Here is a 17,776-nt window from a genome sequence, read left to right as displayed (position 1 = left end):
ATGTCAGGAAGTTTGATCGAGCTGGGCATGACGGTAGGACGATGCACGGGAAACGATTGGGGAAGCGATGGGGTATTCTAACGGATATCTTCAGCCAAGGCTGCCGTGACTTATTGAGAAGTTACCTTGCGATCGGGACAGCTTTCGCGTTTGCCCCCCAAGCAGGCGCCGTAAGCGTAAACTCGGTCTTAGGGAAATGGATTAACTCGGACCCCATTGTGAACGGGATCAACACATCCACGATCCAGTGGGGAACTCCTGTGTGGGGAGGTAGCCAAAGTAGCTACAGCTTTACCGGCACAGCCCCACCGCCGTTCACAGTTACACCCGAGGTGGCCTTTAACCTTGGAACCTTTATACACAACAACCAGCCTATTACGAGTAACTCCCTCACCCTCAAGACGGCCAAACTAGAAGTCAACACAACGCTGGACTTCGAAACCACCACTGAAATCATCACGTCTGTGTTCGATTTTTCTCATTGGGAGACCCCCAATAGCGATAGCCCCTGCGCAAACGGCGGTAGTAATAATTCAGGCGTCAACCAGAATGGCTGTGCCGACCGAGTGACCTTCGCCCTTAACCTTGCACAAACCGACAGCTTCATGATCGGCGATAAGGAATACGTCATCAATCTCTCGGGCTTTCAAGTCGGCGGCTCGCTCGCGAGTGAATTTTGGACAAAGGAAAGCCAATCCAACTCGGCATTCCTGACTGGAAAAATCGTCGAGAAGTCGAGCGTCGTTCCGGTTCCGGCAGCGGTCTGGCTGTTTGGCTCGGCCCTGATGGGATTTATGGGGGTCGGCTACCGTCGTAAAGTCGCTGCGTAAAGCCCGCGTAGGTGGGGTGAACGAAAGTGAACCCCAACATCCCCGCATAGGAAGGCACGGACGCCGCCCCGCCGCCTGATAATTTCAAACTCCTATCCGCCAAATTAGCGATTGAGTGCGAGCCTACTGTTGTCCCGATTCCTGTAGCCGCGCCTCTATTCCTCGGCGGTTTGTCCCTGGTTGGTTGGGCCGGTCGACGTCGTCGTCTGCGGTCGATGGCTGACGCATAAACTACTTCTGAATCAGCCATCTTGATATGGCGAACAGATTCGGCGAGGAAGGAAGCGCCTCCTTTCGTGGTGGATGCAACCCTTATCATCGCAGAATCTAAGCTCACTCCATCGTCAAGTTCTGGTGACACGGCTCGGCGGTGTCACGCCCCTCAAGAAGCTTCCCGCCACGCACAGCGCACAGCGCAAGTCCCCACCAAACCCGCTTCCCCCGCGTTTGGCATCTCGGCTCCGACGGGTTATCTTCTCTCCCCTATGGAGACACTCCTTCGCGTCACCGATCTCAGTCGTTCCTTCGGCGGCCATCCGGTCTTGGCCGAGGTCAATCTGTGTCTGGAACGCGGCGAGGTGCTGGGTCTGCTCGGACCCAACGGGGCGGGGAAAACCACCTGTCTGCGGCTGCTCGGCGGAATGCTCGCGCCGACGAGCGGGCGGATCGAAATCCAGGGGATCGATCTGGCGCGCCGCCCGCTGGAGGCGAAGCGCCACCTCGGTTTTCTGCCCGAACGCCCGCCGCTCTATCCGGAGCTGCGGGTCGACGAATATCTGACCTTCTGCGCCCGGCTGCATCGCATTCCGCGCCGCCGGATCGCCGGGTCCATCGAGGAGGTCAAACAGCGCTGCGGTCTGGAAGACAGCGGACGGCGGCTGATCGCCAAGCTCTCGAAAGGCTATCGGCAGCGGCTCGGCATCGCCCAGGCCATCCTGCACCAACCCCGACTGCTGATCCTGGACGAACCGACCGAAGGACTCGATCCCTTCCAGATGCGCGAGCTGCGCCGTCTGATCCGCGAACTGGCGCGCGACTGCGGCGTGATCCTGTCCAGCCATCTGCTGCCCGAGATCCAGGCCGTCTGCGACCGGGCGGTGATCCTCGACCAGGGCCGGATCCGCTTCAACGATTATCTGGTGAAGGAGCAGCCGATCTACGGCTGGCGGGTACGCCTGGGGCCGCGCTCCACGCTCGTCAAGCTCACCGATCTGAGCTGTCTCGTCGGGGCGGTGGACATGGGCGAGGATCGCTATCGGGTGCTGCTGGCCGATGGCGCGGATTCGGCCGAGCTGGCACGTCAGGTCGTCCAGGCGGGGCTCGAACTGCGCGAACTGGTGCCGGAGCATAGCGATCTGGAACGGGCCTTTTTCGATCTGATCGGGGTGGAGGACGACGCATGATCGGCGCCATTGTCGGGCGGGAGTGGCGTGGCGGGCTGGTGACGCCCTTGCCCTGGATCCTGCTGGGGGCGGGACAGGTGGTGCTCGCCTGGATCTTTCTGGGGGTGATCGAGAGCTTCAGCGGTCTGGGCGCGGACGAGCGGGTGGCGAGCCTGACCCAGGAACTGGCGCTGAATCTGTTCGGCTTCGCCGCCGTCATCGCCATGCTCGCCGCTCCGCTGATGGCGATGCGGATGTTGAGCGGCGAGTTTCGCGACGGCAGTTATGAACTGATCGAGGCGGCGCCGGTGCGTCTCGCGGAGGTCGTCATCGGCAAGTTTCTCGGTCTGGCGCTGCTGATGACGCCGCTCTGTCTGCTGCCGGCCGTTAATCTGCTGATGCTGGCCGGCGCGGCCGAGCTGGATGTCGGACAGGTGGCCGCGGCGACGCTGGGGCTCTGGCTCGCGACCCTGCTGTTCTGCGCCATCGGGCTCTATGCCTCCAGTCTGACCAATCAGCCGGGCGCGTCGGTCTTCGTGGCCTTCGGGATTCTGTTGTTGTTCTCCATCGTCGGACGCGCCGAATCGCTCACGGACCGGACCCTCTCGCTGTTCGGCTGGCTGTCCTGGAACGAGCATCTGTTCTGGTTTTTGCTGGGGGCCGTGCGCCTGAGCGATCTGGCCTATTTCCTCTTTTTTACCGGCGTCTTTCTGGCCCTGACCCAGCGCCGGCTCGCCAATCGGCGTCTGCAATGAAGCCGCTGAGCGACACGCTCCGGAATCGCTTGCGCCGACTGGAACGCCAGTTGGCCGACGGGCTGTTCGTGGTGCTGCTCCTGGCCCTGGCGATCTCCGCCGGCTGGCTGGTGGCGCGGCACGATCGTTACTGGGACTGGACCGCCGGCGCCAGCAACACCCTGACCCGCGAGAGTCTGGCGATCCTCGATCGCCTGGAGGCTCCGCTTCGCGCCACGGTCTTCGCCGCCGCGGAGACGCCGCTCGGCAAGGCCATCGAAAGGCTTCTGGCCCCGTATTCGCGAGCCCTGCCCGATCTGCGGATCGACTACCTGGACCCGCAACGCTTTCCCGAACAGGCACGCGACGCGGACGTGTCGCTGGTCGGTCAGATCCTGCTGGAATATCGCGGCCGGCGCGAGACCCTGAACGAACTGAACGAACGCGCCATCTCCGCCACCATTTCCCGTCTCTTCGAGACCCGCGCGCCCTGGGTGGCGGTTATCGAAGGTCACGGCGAACGCGCCATTCTCGGCGAGAGCGGCGCGGATCTGGGCCGTTTCGGGCAGGAACTGCGGGAACAGGGCTATCTGGCGCGTCCCCTGGATCTGGCGCTCCTCAAGGACGTGCCGGACAACACTCGTCTGGTGGTGCTCTCGACGCCGACCATTCCGCTCTTTCCGGGCGAATCCGAGGGTTTGAACCGCTATCTGGATCGTGGCGGAAACCTGCTCTGGCTGCTGGATCCGGGGCCGCTGAACGGGCTGGAGCCCTTGGCCGAGCAACTGAGCCTGTCCATCCTGCCGGGCGTCGTGGTGGATGCCGCCGCAGCCGGTCTGGGCGTGGATACGCCGACCGTCGCCGTGATCGCCGACTACCCGGACGACGCACTGGCGGGCGGACTCAGCGAACCGGCGCTGCTGCCGGGGAGCCTCGCTTTCGAGACCCAGGTCGCGCCCGGCTGGACGCTGGCCTCCTACCTCGCGACCGGCGCCCAAAGCTGGAACGAAACCGGCCGGGTCGAAGGCAAGATCGACCGTGACGAGGTGGTCGGCGAACGGCCCGGACCCTTGCCGGTGGTGCTGGCCCTGACGCGAACGCTTCCCGAGCCGGAGGCGGGCGCCGACCGCGAGCAGCGGGTGCTGGTGGTCGGCGATGGCGATTTCATCGGCAACGCCCAGCTCGGCAGCCATGGCAACCGGGCGCTCGGGATCCGGATGTTGCGCTGGCTGAGCCGCGGCGAGGCGCTGCTGGAACTGCCCCCGCCCCCGAGCGCCGCCGCGCCCCTGATCCTGGACGACAACCGGCGGATGCTGCTGGGTCTCGGGGCCTTGTTCTTGTTACCGGGACTCTTTCTGAGCATCGGCCTGGCGGTGCGCTGGCAGCGTTGGAGGGGACGATGAAAGGGCGCTGGCTGATCAACGGCCTGTTGCTGGCGCTGGTGCTGGTGCTGGCCTCGCTGATCCAGCGCGACATCGACCGGGCGCGCACGCCGCCGACCCTGTCGGATCTGGTCGCGTCCGATCTGTTGCTGATCGAGATCGCCCGCGAGGGCGAACCGACCCTCCAGCTTGGCCAGTCGCTTCAGGGTTGGCGCCTGGAAGCGCCCCTGGAGGTGGACGCGGATCCGGAGCGGATCGACAGACTGCTGGCGATTCTGGAGACCCCGGTGCATCGCAGCATCCCGCAAGCCACGGTGGCGCTCGACCAGGTCGGTCTGGCGTCGCCCCGCATTCGGCTGCGACTCAATACGCTTGAACTGGCCTTCGGCGGCATCGACCCGGTGGGTCAGTACCGCTATGTGGCGAGCGAGGGCCTGATTCATTTGATCGACGATCGCTTTTATCCTCTGCTGATCGCGCCGCCGCTCGACTATGTCTCGCGCCGCCTGCTGCCGCGCGGCTTCGTGCCGGTCTTCGGGCGGCTCGCCGGAGTTCCGCTGGCGGCCGACGCGCTGGACGGACTGGAGGCACTGGTCGCGGAGCGGATCGAGCCGCTGACCGGCGAGCCGGCTGGTTCGCCGGTCGAACTCAAGGCCGAGGATGGCACCGCGCTGCGGTTTCTGGTCTCCGAGGATCGTCGGCGCTGGAGTCGGAACCTGCCGGTCAGCGCGCCGCGACAGGGATCGCAAGACGGCGTCGCGGCACCCTACTCGCTGCTCTATGTGCTCACCACGGCGCCCGTGCTGACCGAGGATCCTGGCGCCATCGATCCCACGCCGCCCGCGCCCGAGGCGGCGCCGTCGGATCGGGTTCTGGAGTCGGACCCCGTCTCCGAGCAGGCGCAGGACGCAAGCAATGATCCGTTCGCGCCGCCGTCGGATCAGGAAGAATCGAGTGTCGCCGAGCCGGACCCCGATGCCATCCTGCCCGGCGATGTCGAACTGGGCCGACCTCCGGAGGTCCGTCTGACGCCCGACGGTCAGGCGCCGCCGGTCGACGTTCGGCGGAGAAGCAAACTCCGCGGCGAACCGGACAAGGCCACGCCCATCGGTTTCGGAGAGGATCCGTTCGCGCCCGATCCCGAGGACGCTGATGAGTAAGGCGGATTGACGGCGAACTTCAACGCTCAACGCTCAATGCTCAACGCTTGACCATTCGAACGCCCTCGGGATACCGGGGGCGTTTTTTGTGGCGCGGGGAATGCTGTATTGATTCCATTGCACGTCAATGGTGGGCGACGAGATGGCGACGATTACGTTCGATACGCTGAAGCTTGTCGAAAAACTCAAATCAGCGGGCATCGCCGAAGAACATGCGAAAGCAGAAGCCGAAGCGCTGGTGTCCGCATTTTCTGAAGCGATGGATTCTCAGCTTGTCACGAAATCTGACATTCATCGTTTGGAACGCGAGCTGAAAGCAGACATTGATCGAGTGGAACGTGAATTGCTGTTTATGAAATGGATGGTTGGCTTGGTATTGGGCGGAATCGTGGCTTTAGTGTTAAAGACGTTTTTTCCCTTTGGCCCGTAGCAAGGTAGAAAGCAAGGATGCGGTGAGTTTGTTGCCTTGGCGTGAGCACGGTTGTTTCTAGTGCAACCGTGCGAAAGTCCCGAGATCGTCTCGGATCGTTGTCGTTGTCGCGGTCTCGACATGGCGAATATTCGATTACGACAACGACAGCGAGGAGGCATCGGTCTCGGGGCTTGAGCCGCGAAACACGAGGATCATGCCAGACGCAGTCGAATATCCATGCCAGAGCTTCCCGAAGTCGAAACCACGCTGCGCGGCATCCGTCCGTACCTGGAGGGCCGCCGGATCGAGCGCCTGCTGGTGCGCGAGCCGCGTCTGCGCCTGCCGATCCCGCCCGAGACTCCGGAACTGGTCGCCGGACAGACCATCGGCGCGCTTGCGAGACGCAGTAAATATCTGCTGATCGGGCTGGAGCGTGGCGCGCTGATCGTCCATCTGGGCATGTCGGGCAGCCTGCGAGTGGTCGCGTCCGGCAGTCCCCCGAAACGGCATGATCATGTGGATCTTGCGCTCGACGACGGGAAGTGTCTGCGCTTTCATGACCCGCGCCGCTTCGGCCTCTTTCTCTGGACGCCCGAGTCGCCCGAGATTGCGCAAATCCAGCATCCGCTACTGTGCGATCTGGGACCGGAACCGCTGGGCGACGCCTTCGACGGCAATTACCTTTATGCACTGAGCCGAACGCGGCGGGTCGCGATCAAGAGCTTCATCATGGATGCGGCGGTGGTGGTCGGGGTCGGTAACATCTACGCCAACGAATCGCTTTTCATGGCCGGAATCCATCCCGCGCGCCACTGTCACCGTGTCGGTCTGGAACGCTATCGGCGGCTGGCCGCGACGATTCGCGCGGTCCTGCGGGCGTCCATCGAACAGGGCGGCACCACGCTGCGGGACTTCGTCAACGAGGATGGACAACCTGGTTATTTCGCCCAATCGCTGCGGGTTTACGGACGCGCGGGCGAGCCCTGCGGAATCTGCGGCGAGCCCTTGCGACTCACGCGGATCGGACAGCGGTCGAGTTTTTTCTGTCCGCGCTGTCAGCATTAAACCGCGTCCAGTGCAATATGCGATGTTTTTGGATTGGATTAACCTTGGCCGCATCTAGGATAGTCGGAGCGGACGCGGTTTAAGATATTAAAAAATATAAAATTTTAAACCGCGTCTCTTGTGAGGCTGGTGAAATCCCCAGAGCCAAACACAAACTGAAAATTACGCATATCGCGCTGGACGCGGTTTAGGTGATTTCCTAAAAACAATCTACTCACGGAGAGGCCGTGAATCCTGTCCATTTGAAGCGTCGATTCTGGTAGACACTTTCCCGGAAACCGCCTCAAACCGCGTCCCGAACGAGCGGCGCGCTGGCGAGCGAATCAGACGAGTGCGGCGAGCTGTCGCCGGCAAAGATCCGATAGGCCGGATTGTCGGTCTCGTCCCAATAACTGTAACCCAGCACGTCGAGCGATCGGTGGAAATCGTCCTGGTCGTCGGGCGGAATCTGCGCGCCCATGAGCACGCGCCCATAGGCGGCGCCGTGATTGCGATAGTGGAACAGACTGATGTTCCAGCGTTTGCCGAGCGCGCTCAGGAAATCGAACAGTGCGCCGGGACGCTCCGGGAACTCAAATCGAACCAGAGTCTCGTGCGCGATGCCGGGGGCGTGGCCGCCGACCATGAAACGGATGTGCTGCTTGGCCGTCTCGTTATCGGTCATGTCGATCACCTTGAAATCCTTCTCGGCGAGCCGGGCGATCAGCTCGGCGCGCTCCTCGTCGCCACGACTCAACTCGACGCCGACGAACACCTGGGCGCGTCGAGTATCCGCATAGCGATAGTTGAACTCGGTGATCTGGCGCTTGCCGACCGTTCGGCAGAAGGTCAGGAAGCTGCCGGGACGCTCGGGGATCTCGACCGCCAGCAGCGCCTCGCGGTGCTCGCCCAGCTCGGCGCGCTCGGCGACATGGCGCAGACGGTCGAAATTGATGTTGGCGCCGCTTTCGATCGCGACCAGATGGGCGTCGCGGATGCCGGTGGTCTCCACCCAGCGTTTCATCCCGGCGACGGCCAGCGCCCCGGCGGGCTCGGCGATGCCGCGGGTGTCGTCGAAGATATCCTTGATCGCGGCGCAGATCTCGTCGGTGCTGACCAGCACGACCTCGTCGACCCGCGCGCGCGCCACCCGGAAACTCTCCTCGCCGATGATGCGCACCGCCACGCCATCGGCGAACAGGCCCACCCGCGGCAGCATGACCGGATGACCGGCGGCCAGCGCGGCGTGCAGGGTCGGCGCCTCCTCGGGTTCGACGCCGATGATCCTGATCTGCGGATACAGCCACTTGACGTAGGCGGCGATGCCCGCGATCAGCCCGCCGCCGCCGACCGGGACAAAGATGGCATGGGGCGGATCGGGATGCTGACGCAGAATCTCCAGGCCGATGGTGCCCTGACCGGCGATCACGTCCGGGTCGTCGAAGGGATGAATGAAGGTGAGCCCCTTTTCCGCGACCAGTTCCATCGCGTGGGCATAGGCGTCGTCGTAGGAATCGCCGTGCAGCACCACCTTGCCGCCGTGCGCGCGCACCGAGCGGACCTTGATCGCCGGCGTGGTACGCGGCATCACGATCAGCGCCGCGATGCCGAGCCGCCGGGCGCCCAGTGCGACGCCCTGGGCGTGGTTGCCGGCGCTGGCGGCGATGACGCCTTTCGCCCGCGATTCGGCATCCAGATTCACCAGCTTGTTGTAGGCCCCGCGCAGCTTGAACGAGAACACCGGTTGCAGGTCCTCGCGTTTCAGGAAGACCTCGTTACCGAGCCGGCTGGAGAGTTGGGGCGCGCGGGTCAGCGGGGTTTCCAGGGCGACATCGTAGACGCGCGCCTTCAGGATCCGCTCGATATAGGAATCGGGCATGCAAGGGGCTCTGGAACAGCTTGAAGTCGCCGAATGTTACCGCATTCGATCTGCTTGCAGTGCGCAAAGGGTCAGGTTCGTTCGCACTCCTGGAACCTTTGGCGCAGGGATGGATCGGTGGATTGGCGGCGCATGCCGCGACCGATTAAATCCCATAGGGATCCTGATACCAGTCGCGCAACACCCGCAGGTCGCGGGCTGGCAGGTAGGCATAGGCGCCCATCAGGTCGGCGTGGACGGCCTCGGCCAGCTGGTGGGAGACCTTGCGGTTGGTCAGCATGTGAAAGTACCAGGCGAAGGGGTAGCCGACCTCGCGGTCGAAGCCGTGGATCTGGTTCGCCAGACCCGCGCCCCGCGCCACCTCCGCATCGGGCAGGTCCGGAACCTGGGAGGCCAGCACGGGCACCGGCTTGGCGCTCAGGTGTCGGTCGCCATCGCGATCCTGATATTCGCGCAGCGCGAGCACCCAATGATGGCAGAAACCTTCCGACTCGACCGCCGAGCTGCGATCCCAATCGTCGAGAAAGCGGCGCAGCCGTGGCCCGGCATCCTTGGACTCGATCAGGTCGGCGACCTTGACCAGACGCCGGAACGCCAGACGCGGGGCGCCGACCGGTTCGGGTTCCAGGCGCGGAAAGTCGATCGGGTCGACGAAGTCGGCGATGCTGTCGGGGAACCAGTCGGGATCGGTGATGCAGCGGTCCAGGACTTCCTGAAGCTGTTCGATCTCGATCTGGATGAAATCGCTGGCCAAGGGGCCGGTCTGGGCGACCAGATAATGCGTCTGGCCGTTGAGTCGGGTGGCGAAATAGCGCAACTCCGAGAGCTTGAACATCAGTTCGTCGATATCGCCGCCGGATTCGGCCTCGGCCCAGTCGGTGATGTGATGGGCGATCCGCTGGCCGTCCAGATCCACCACGCCGCCGAGTCGATGCCAGCCGCCGCGCGTCATCGCATGGCTCACGGACAGGTCGGGCAACAGCGCCTGGACGGCGTTGACCAGTGGTCCGATGCCGTCGGACACGTCGACCGATTGGCAGACCTCCGCGACTTGTAGCTGGAGATTGGCTGTCAATCCGGAATTCAGGTCGTTCGCTGTATTCACGCTATCGTTCCGTTGGTTTTGTTCGTGGCGATGGTTCTTGATCGAATGGATCCCGATCGACCCGGTTCCGCGCGATCCCGCGCACGTCGGGATCGAGGTCTTCGAGCAGTGGGCCGAGCAACGCTGGCGGCAGACGTTCGGCAAGCCGCGCCCGCACCCGCCAATCGGGATCGGCGCGCATGCGCTCGGCCTCCGCGAAACCAATTCGTTCGGCAACCTGGAGCCGAACCTCCGGCTCGGGGTCGTCGCGCATCAGTCCCAGACTTTCGAGCGGCAGCCGTGCGGCGACCGTGACCCTGACCTGACGGTCGGGGTCGCGGATCAGGCGGAACAGGCGCCCCGGCGCAAGCCGCCGGGCGACGTATTGACGGACCAGATAGTCCGGGTCGGCGGCCAGTCGCTCGATCCGATCCGGCGGCAGGCGATCGGCAAGCGTGATCCGAACCTCGCGGTCCGGATCGTCGATCAGGACGTCCAGCGCCTCGATCGGCAGGCGATAGGCGAGAACCCTTCGCACCACCTCGTCCGGGTCATGAATCAGGGGCAGGAGCTTTTTCTGCGAGAGATAACGCGCGGCGATCGCGCGCCGCTCCCAGAAACTGTCGCCGGCGTAATCGTCGGCGAGCGCGGGATTGACGCGAAAAAAGCGTTCGATCTGACGCCCGCTCATGGCGCGCACGCAGACATCGCCAGGGCTGCAACGACCCTCGGTCAGGAGATCGCGGCGATGCGGGCAGCCGCGACAGTGGCTGACCGGGGTTCTCGGGCCGTCGTCCGCTGGCGATTCCACGGTCGCGCGCATCCGGGCGGAATCAGTCCGCGTCATCGACCTGGGCGAGCAGAACGCCGGTCGCGGACTGGAGATCGGTGGTGAGTTTCAGGCAGTGTTCGCGCCCGTCCACCAGATAGACATTGAAGTTCGTGTCCCGATGCGCGGGTTCAATGTTGCCCACGTCATCGTCCAGGCAACTGGTGAAATGCATGTCGTCAAAGGTCTCGCGCAAGACGGCGAGGGTCTGCTCGTTGAGACCGGCGCGCTGGACGACCGCGGCAATCTGCTGGAGACGGTTTGGCTCCATCATGCCTCGGCACCGTCGCGCTCGAAGCGGATCCGCTCTTCCGGCGCATGTCCCATGACCTTGGCCAGCCAGGGCGGAGCCTTGTCGGCCAGGATGTGCTGCAGGGCGAGCATGCGGTCGCGGGCGCTGCCGCCTCGGTCGTCCTTGATCGGATGGATGTCTTTCTTGACGACCTTGGCCGCCGCCGGTCCACCGATGGAGGCGACATAAAGCACCTGACAGTCGGCGATCAAAGCGGCGCGGTCGGCGTTTTTATCGTCGCTGAGGCGGGTCTCGCCGACGGTGCGAACGTCGATCAGACGATGCTCGACGGCCGAAACCTGGTAGATCAGAAAACGCTGGGCGGCGCCGAAATGTCCATCGAGTTCCTCGCCGGTATCCGAGGCGCAGGCGACCCGGATCGAGTCGGGCATGTCGCCCTCGGTATAGGGTTCGGTCGCCGGGGGCGGGTCGAGAGCGATCCCGCTGTCGCCCTTGAGGATGGCGAGGGCGGCTTTGAGGACCGACTGATCGACGTCGGCGAATTCGCCGTCGGCGGCCTGTTTCAGATCCTTGACCTTGAGTCCGGCCAGGCTCTCGGCGGTGGGCGGCAGACCGACGGCGTCCTTGAGCACTCGGATCAGGCGCGCCGGGTCGGTGTCTGGCAGGGTGCGGGCGGCCAGCGCGATTCGCAGTGCGATGTCGTCGGAGAGATGGCCGGTGGACATGGCGAGGTTCCTCGATTGCGGTTGCTTGGTTGGCCCTGGGAGCGCCGACATTCGGTTGGGCGGTGCGTCGTTGAGCGAGCTTGGCGCCGGCTAGAAGCCGGCGGTCCTCGGGGTGCTCCGGGCGGTTATGCCGGGACGATGCAGTCGTCTTCCATGCAGACTTCGAGGCATTGCGGCGTGCCGGGTTCGCCATCGCCCCCGCATTCGCTGCAGGTGTTGGCGTCGATCTTGTAGACGCCCTTCCAGGGGCTGATGGACTGGGTCGGACAGACCGGCTCGCAGTCGCCGCAGGCGGTACAGATTTCACGGACGATTTTCATCGACATGGCGGTTCTCCAAAGTTCATTCGTCGCCGCGCTTGAAGCGCAGCGTGGTTGGAAACACGGGCGGCGGACTGATGGGATCGATATACCAACGCGAGCCATCGGTCAGTTCCACGCCACCGCCCCAGGTCTCGGCGGTATCCAGCTCCACCGAGGCGATGGTCTCTTCCATATCTTTTTTCGCGACGTAGAAGAGCAGGTTTCCCGCGTCGTTTTTACGAATCATCACATTTGGCATAGGGATCTCGCATCGGCTTGATCGGGTACGCATCGCGTACCCGATTGAAACTATCTCACCAGGTCGTAGTTATAGTCGGTCACGCCCATCTCGCGCGTCTCTTCGTCGAGACGCTCCAGCACCGCGTTGACCAGGGTGGTGAGGATGTACATGGCGCCCTCGTAGCCCAGGGTCGTCATCCGATGCAGATGATGACGGTCGAAGATCGGGAAGCCGATGCGGATCAACGGTACCTCGAATTCCTTACCCTTGTGCAAGGTGTCGCGCTGGATGAACTTGCCGTAGCTGTTGCCGATCAGGAAGTCCGGCTTGTCGGTGAAACACAGCGAGCGCAGATGCCAGAGGTCGTTGCCGACGTAGACTGTGCCGTTCGCGCCGTAAGGGGACGCGGCCAGCACCTTCTCGACCTCTTTCTTCCAGCGCTTGTTGGCCTGGTGGCAGAGGATGTGCGTCGGCTCGGCGCCCAGTTCCAGCAGGAACTTGACCATGCCCAACACGTAGTCGGCGTCGCCATAGAGCGCGAACTTCTTGCCATGCAGCCAGGTGTGGCTGTCGGTCATCATGTCGACCAGACGCCCGCGCTCCTTGGCCAGCGATTCGGGGATTTCCTTGCCGCTCAGCGCGGAGACCTTCATCAGGAACTCGTCGGTCCACTCCAGCCCCATCGGGATGTTGATGTGGCTGACCTCGTGCTTCCAGGTGACCTCGGCGAACTTGCGCGTCTTGGGCAACTGCCAGGGTTGCAGGCAGAGGGTATCGATGGCGTTCGGCGCATCGCGCATCTCGTCGAGCGTGGTGCCGCCGTCATACATGCGGAATTGACCGTCGGCGGGCGTGTCGAGAACGTCAGTCGGGTCGCACAGCAGGCTGTAGCCGACGCCCATCTCTTTCATCATGCGGTGCAGGACGCGGTAGTTGCCGAGATAGGTCTCGAAGCCCGGCACCAGGTTGATCTTGCCGTTTTTGCCGACGACCTTATCGTCCATAGAGTTCAGCGTGAGGTGGCGCTGAATGCCCTCGAACATGTTGTCCCAGCCGGTGGTGTGGCTGCCGACGAAGCTCGGGGTATGGGCGAAGGGGACCGGAAACCCTTCCGGGATGTGCCCTTCCTTCTTCGCGTTGGTGATAAAGCTGTTGAGGTCGTCGCCGATGACCTCGGCCATGCAGGTGGTGCTGACCGCGATCATGTCGGGCTGGTAGAGCGCCCTGGCGTTTTCCAGGCCATCGAACATGTTCTTCTGGCCGCCGAACACCGCCGCGTCCTCGGTCATGGAGTCGGACACGCAGGCGATCGGCTCCTTGAAATGACGGTTGAAATAGGAGCGGAAGTAGGCGACGCAGCCTTGCGAGCCGTGCACATAGGGCAGGGTCTTCTCGAAACCGAGCGCGCAGAGCACGGCGCCGAGCGGCTGACACGCCTTGGCCGGGTTGATGGTCAGGGCTTCGCGCTTGAAATTCAGCTCCTGATATTCCTGGGTGGTGGTCCACTGGAAGACCTCTTCGATCTTGTCGATCGACGGGGCTTCCTCGACGGTCTTGCGCTTGTTGCCGAGGTTTTCGACATAGTCGGCGTCGCCGAACAGCGGGTAACAGGGTTTGATTTTGTCGGCTATCTGGCTCATGCGTGTGCTCCTGCCGCGCCGCGAATTGGCGGACGACGGCAAATCGTGATCGGTGGCCGCCGGGAGCGGCGTCAAAACCCTCCCTCTCCTAGTGGGAGAGGGCCGGGGTGAGGGTGTGAGGCCGGCAAAACACTGGTGCGCTGTCGGCCAAGGTCTACCCCCTCACCCCCGGCCCCTCTCCCCCAAGGGGAGAGGTGGGTAGGAGGTCAGGCGCTGGCGGCCAGTTTCTCGGCCTCGCCGCCCTCGGCGGACTTCAGCCAAGGCGCCTGCATGCTCTTCCAGCAGGGATTGTTGATGGTCATGTCCATGTCGCGGGCGAAGATGGCGAAGCCGTCGTAGCCGTGATAGGGGCCGGAGTAATCCCACGAGTGCATCTGACGGAAGGGCACGCCCATCTTCTGGAAGATGTACTTTTCCTTGATGCCGGAGCCGATCAGGTCGGGCTTGATCTTCTTGACGAATTCCTCGAACTCGTAGCCGGTCACGTCGTCATAGAGCAGGGTCGCGTTGCCCATGTCCTTGATGGTGCGGTCATAATCGTCGTTGTGCGCGAACTCGTAGCCGGTGCCGACCACTTCCATCCCCAGGTCTTCATAGGCGCCGATGACGTGACGCGGACGCAGGCCGCCGACATAGAGCATCACTCGCTTGCCTTCGAGACGCGGACGGTACTTGGCGACGATGGCTTGGTATTCGGCCTCGTACTTGGCGATGACCTTCTCGGCGTTGGCCTGGATGGTCTCGTCGAAGAAGGCGGCGATCTTGCGCAACGACTCGGCGATCTTGGTCGGACCGAAGAAGTTGTACTCCATCCACGGAATCCCGTACTTCTCTTCCATGTGCCGGCTGATGTAGTTCATCGAGCGATAGCAGTGGATGAGGTTCAGCTTGACCTTGGGGGTCAGTTCCATCTCGGCCAGGGTGCCGTCGCCGGACCACTGCGCCACCACGCGCAGGCCCATTTCTTCGAGCAGGATGCGCGAGGCCCAGGCGTCGCCGCCGATGTTGTAGTCGCCGATGATGGCCACGTCATAGGGCGTGGTCGGAAAGGACTCGTCGCCGTCGCGGTTGCCGATGACCCAGTCGCGGATGGCGTCGTTGGCGATGTGATGACCCAGCGATTGGGAGACGCCGCGGAAACCCTCGCAACGCACCGGCACGATCGGCTTCTCCAGCTCCTTGCCTTTCTTCTTGGAGACCGCCTCGATGTCGTCGCCGATCAGACCGATCGGACACTCGGACTGGATCGTGATGCCCTTGGAGAGCGGGAACAGCCCCTCGATCTCGTCGATCAGCTTGGCGAGCTTCTTGTCGCCGCCGAACACGATGTCCTTCTCCTGGAAATCCGAGGTGAAGTTCATGGTGCCGAAGGTGTTCACGCCGGTGTGACCGATGTAATAGTTCCGCCGACCGGCGCGCGAATACTGACCGCAGCCGACCGGGCCATGCGAGATATGGATCATGTCCTTGATCGGACCCCAGACCACGCCCTTGGAGCCGGCGTAGGCGCAACCGCGCACGGTCATGACGCCGGGCAGCGATTTGCGGTTGGAGGTGATGCACTTCTTGGACTGTTCGATCGATTGGTCGTTGACGGCCAGATGCTTGGCGCGATCCTTCTTCGCCTTATCCGGATACGCTTCAAGCACCTCCTGGATGAGGGCCTGGGTCTCTTCGCGGGTCATTGCTGTCATTGCCTATGCTCCTGCCGTGCCGCCAATTCGCGGACTCCCGGCTTCAGTTACTGCGTTATCGGTTGTCAGTTTTCAGTTGGCAGTTGTCAGCGCAATGTGCAGCCGTCTTCCGACAACTGACACCTGACAACTGAAACCTTTTCGCTACTGAAACCTTCCCGCTCAGGCCGCGACTTCTTCCTCTGCCGTCTTGCCGATAATGCTTTCGTCCTCGCCGTCCATGAGCCCAAACTCCATCAGCAGATCCTCAAGGGCTTCCATCGTGATCGGCTTCGGGATGACGAACATCTTGTTGTTGATGATCTTGCTGGCCAGATCGCGGTATTCCTGGGCCTGCTTGGCCTTGGGGTCGTACTCGATGACCGTCATGCGGCGGATCTCGGCGCGTTGCACCACGTTATCGCGTGGCACAAAATGGATCATCTGGGTGCCCAACTGACGGGCCAGCTCCATGATCAGTTCGTCCTCGCGGGCGGTGTTACGGCTGTTGCAGATCAGACCGGCGAGACGCACACTGCCGGAGCTGGCGTACTTCACGATGCCCTTGGCGATGTTGTTGGCCGCGTACATGGCCATCATCTCGCCGGAGCAGACGATGTAGATTTCCTGGGCCTTGTTCTCGCGGATCGGCATGGCGAACCCGCCGCACACCACGTCGCCGAGCACGTCATAGAACACGAAGTCCAGATCGTCGGTGTAGGCGCCTTCCTCTTCGAGGAAGTTGATCGCCGTGATGACGCCGCGACCGGCGCAGCCGACGCCCGGCTCGGGACCGCCGGACTCGACGCACTTGATGTCGCGGTAGCCGACCTTGAGCACGTCTTCGAGTTCGAGGTCTTCGACCGAGCCGGCTTCGGCGGCCATCTCCATGATGGAGTTCTGGGCCTTGGCATGCAGAATCAAACGGGTGGAATCGGCCTTGGGGTCGCAACCGACGATCATGACCTTCTTGCCAAGCTCGGCCAGACCCGCGACGAGGTTCTGGGTGGTGGTGGATTTGCCGATACCGCCTTTGCCGTAGATGGCGCACTGACGTATTGCCATGGGTAGAGTCTCCTGTGAGCCTGCTGTCGCAAGCGTTGAACGAATCGATGCTCGACAGCTTCTAAGCAAGCTCGGTGCCAAACCGGGAAGTGCAATTTAAGACTCTGTTTAATAAACAATAATCTCGAATTTCGAGAGAAATTCGAGATGGTGGCATCCACGACAAAGCCGCATGTGCTGTATGGATCGCAACAGACAAACCGGACAATCCTTGAATCGACCAAACGACACTCGCAAACCGCCGACCCTTCCGCCCAGCGCCCGGCTACCCTTCAACCGCTGCAACCTGCCGGCGGTGATCCTCGGCAGTCTGACCTACCAGCGACATCCGGTGCCGCTGGAGATCGACAGCATCCGGGATTTCCACGCCGACCTCTTCCGCACCCTGGCCGACTTCCCGAGTCACCCGGAACGCGCCCAACGCTTCCAGGACTACATGACGGTGAATTTCCTGCTCGATGAGCTGGACGAAGCGGGTTTGACGCCGGGGCGTGGGCGCAAATCACGGGCAAACGCCAATTACCCGCGGCTGGTGCGGGGCTGGTCGTTCGATTCGGACGGTCGCGAGGGGGCGGTGCTGAAGCGCTGGGTCGAGAGCCGTTTCGGACTGCTTGCCCGCCATCACGCGGGTTCGCTGCTCGATCGCGACGGCGAGGCCTACCAGCGTTACCTGACCGAAGGCACTCGCGGTCTCTACGCGACCAACGCGCTGGAGTCGCAACTCGACCTGCTCTATACCTATTGTCAGTACGAGCTGACGCGCGAATTCCCGGACCGCACCCATCTCAGGCTCTTTCGCGGCATCAACCGCATGGATGAGCACGAAATCCAGGAGACGTGCAGCGGCGGCTTTCATCGCGTACTGTTCAACAACCTCAACAGCTTCACCAGCCAACGCGAGCGGGCGGATGAGTTCGGCGATTACATTCTGGAGACCGAGGTACCGCTGCCGAAGGTCTTCTTCTATAACCGCCTGCTGCCGGGCATGCTCAAGGGCGAGGATGAATACGTGGTGATTGGCGGGGTGTACGAGGTTTCGATCAGTACCGTCTGAACCGTGCAGACCACGAAAAACCATATGGCTGAATCAGCGTTCCAGCCAGCACGGATCGGCCGGTGGTCCGCGCAGCGGACCCTACGT

Annotated in this window: 18 protein-coding genes; 8 read left to right on the top strand and 10 right to left on the bottom strand. The window is 62.9% G+C overall.

Going from position 1 to position 17,776, the window contains the following annotated elements; genetic code table 11:
• From QZY07_RS11905 to mutM, 7 genes are all read left to right on the top strand, one after another.
• Window positions 1-830, top strand: an 830-nt coding sequence (locus QZY07_RS11905) for a THxN family PEP-CTERM protein (protein ID WP_295402738.1), incomplete at its 5' end; no start/stop codon positions are given.
• Window positions 831-1,315: 485 nt separating this feature from the next.
• A complete protein-coding gene (locus QZY07_RS11900) occupies window positions 1,316-2,233 on the top strand; it encodes an ABC transporter ATP-binding protein (protein WP_295402735.1) in 918 nt (305 codons plus the stop codon).
• Entirely contained in the window at window positions 2,230-2,967 is a 738-nt protein-coding gene (locus QZY07_RS11895) for an ABC transporter permease (protein WP_295402732.1), read from the top strand. Before QZY07_RS11900 ends, QZY07_RS11895 begins: the two co-directional genes overlap by 4 nt.
• Window positions 2,964-4,349 carry a GldG family protein gene (locus tag QZY07_RS11890; protein WP_295402731.1) on the top strand — a complete coding sequence of 462 codons (1,386 nt, stop codon included), beginning with the start codon at window positions 2,964-2,966 and terminating at the stop codon, window positions 4,347-4,349. Before QZY07_RS11895 ends, QZY07_RS11890 begins: the two co-directional genes overlap by 4 nt.
• On the top strand, window positions 4,346-5,488 hold the full coding sequence (locus QZY07_RS11885; protein ID WP_295402729.1) for a hypothetical protein: 1,143 nt from the start codon (window positions 4,346-4,348) through the stop codon (window positions 5,486-5,488). The genes QZY07_RS11890 and QZY07_RS11885 overlap by 4 nt, the downstream gene beginning before the upstream one ends.
• A gap of 142 nt (window positions 5,489-5,630) precedes the next feature.
• On the top strand, window positions 5,631-5,918 hold the full coding sequence (locus tag QZY07_RS11880) for a DUF1640 domain-containing protein (RefSeq protein ID WP_295402727.1): 288 nt from the start codon (window positions 5,631-5,633) through the stop codon (window positions 5,916-5,918).
• A 219-nt stretch (window positions 5,919-6,137) separates the two neighbouring features.
• Window positions 6,138-6,965 (top strand): bifunctional DNA-formamidopyrimidine glycosylase/DNA-(apurinic or apyrimidinic site) lyase, encoded by an 828-nt coding sequence (gene mutM, locus QZY07_RS11875; protein WP_295402724.1) that lies wholly within the window; start codon window positions 6,138-6,140, stop codon window positions 6,963-6,965.
• A gap of 283 nt (window positions 6,966-7,248) precedes the next feature.
• Here mutM and ilvA read toward each other — a convergent pair whose 3' ends face one another.
• The 10 genes from ilvA to nifH form a co-directional block, all read right to left on the bottom strand.
• Window positions 7,249-8,823, bottom strand: a complete 1,575-nt coding sequence (gene ilvA, locus QZY07_RS11870) for a threonine ammonia-lyase, biosynthetic (RefSeq protein WP_295402721.1) — start codon at window positions 8,821-8,823, stop codon at window positions 7,249-7,251.
• Between the two features lie 145 nt (window positions 8,824-8,968).
• A complete protein-coding gene (locus tag QZY07_RS11865; RefSeq protein ID WP_295402719.1) occupies window positions 8,969-9,928 on the bottom strand; it encodes a hypothetical protein in 960 nt (319 codons plus the stop codon).
• A 1-nt stretch (window position 9,929) separates the two neighbouring features.
• Window positions 9,930-10,730 (bottom strand): 4Fe4S-binding leucine-rich repeat protein, encoded by an 801-nt coding sequence (locus QZY07_RS11860; RefSeq protein ID WP_295402717.1) that lies wholly within the window; start codon window positions 10,728-10,730, stop codon window positions 9,930-9,932.
• A 10-nt stretch (window positions 10,731-10,740) separates the two neighbouring features.
• Window positions 10,741-11,010, bottom strand: a complete 270-nt coding sequence (locus tag QZY07_RS11855) for a DUF6129 family protein (protein WP_295402716.1) — start codon at window positions 11,008-11,010, stop codon at window positions 10,741-10,743.
• Window positions 11,007-11,714: a dinitrogenase iron-molybdenum cofactor biosynthesis protein gene (locus tag QZY07_RS11850; protein ID WP_295402715.1), complete on the bottom strand. Its 708-nt coding sequence runs from the start codon at window positions 11,712-11,714 to the stop codon at window positions 11,007-11,009. Before QZY07_RS11850 ends, QZY07_RS11855 begins: the two co-directional genes overlap by 4 nt.
• A gap of 125 nt (window positions 11,715-11,839) precedes the next feature.
• The gene (locus QZY07_RS11845; protein ID WP_295402713.1) at window positions 11,840-12,040 is read right to left on the bottom strand and encodes a 4Fe-4S binding protein; all 201 of its coding nucleotides are present in this window, start codon (window positions 12,038-12,040) and stop codon (window positions 11,840-11,842) included.
• 16 nt (window positions 12,041-12,056) lie between these two features.
• Window positions 12,057-12,275, bottom strand: a complete 219-nt coding sequence (gene nifT / locus QZY07_RS11840) for a putative nitrogen fixation protein NifT (protein WP_295402711.1) — start codon at window positions 12,273-12,275, stop codon at window positions 12,057-12,059.
• A gap of 50 nt (window positions 12,276-12,325) precedes the next feature.
• Entirely contained in the window at window positions 12,326-13,897 is a 1,572-nt protein-coding gene (nifK, locus tag QZY07_RS11835) for a nitrogenase molybdenum-iron protein subunit beta (RefSeq protein WP_295402709.1), read from the bottom strand.
• Window positions 13,898-14,103: 206 nt separating this feature from the next.
• Complete coding sequence (gene nifD, locus QZY07_RS11830) at window positions 14,104-15,591, bottom strand: nitrogenase molybdenum-iron protein alpha chain (protein ID WP_295402708.1); 1,488 nt, start codon at window positions 15,589-15,591, stop codon at window positions 14,104-14,106.
• 162 nt (window positions 15,592-15,753) lie between these two features.
• On the bottom strand, window positions 15,754-16,635 hold the full coding sequence (gene nifH / locus QZY07_RS11825; RefSeq protein ID WP_295402706.1) for a nitrogenase iron protein: 882 nt from the start codon (window positions 16,633-16,635) through the stop codon (window positions 15,754-15,756).
• Between the two features lie 181 nt (window positions 16,636-16,816).
• On the opposite strand from nifH, the gene QZY07_RS11820 reads away from it, so the two are divergent.
• Window positions 16,817-17,689, top strand: coding sequence for an NAD(+)--dinitrogen-reductase ADP-D-ribosyltransferase (locus QZY07_RS11820; RefSeq protein ID WP_295402704.1), 873 nt, complete (start codon window positions 16,817-16,819; stop codon window positions 17,687-17,689).
• Window positions 17,690-17,776 lie beyond the last annotated feature (87 nt).

Source organism: uncultured Thiocystis sp. (assembly GCF_903866365.1).
In the GTDB taxonomy this organism is placed as follows: Bacteria; Pseudomonadota; Gammaproteobacteria; order Chromatiales; family Chromatiaceae; genus Chromatium.
The sequence above is the reverse complement of the archived record's forward strand: the minus strand, read 5'-3'. Positions and strand labels throughout refer to the sequence as shown.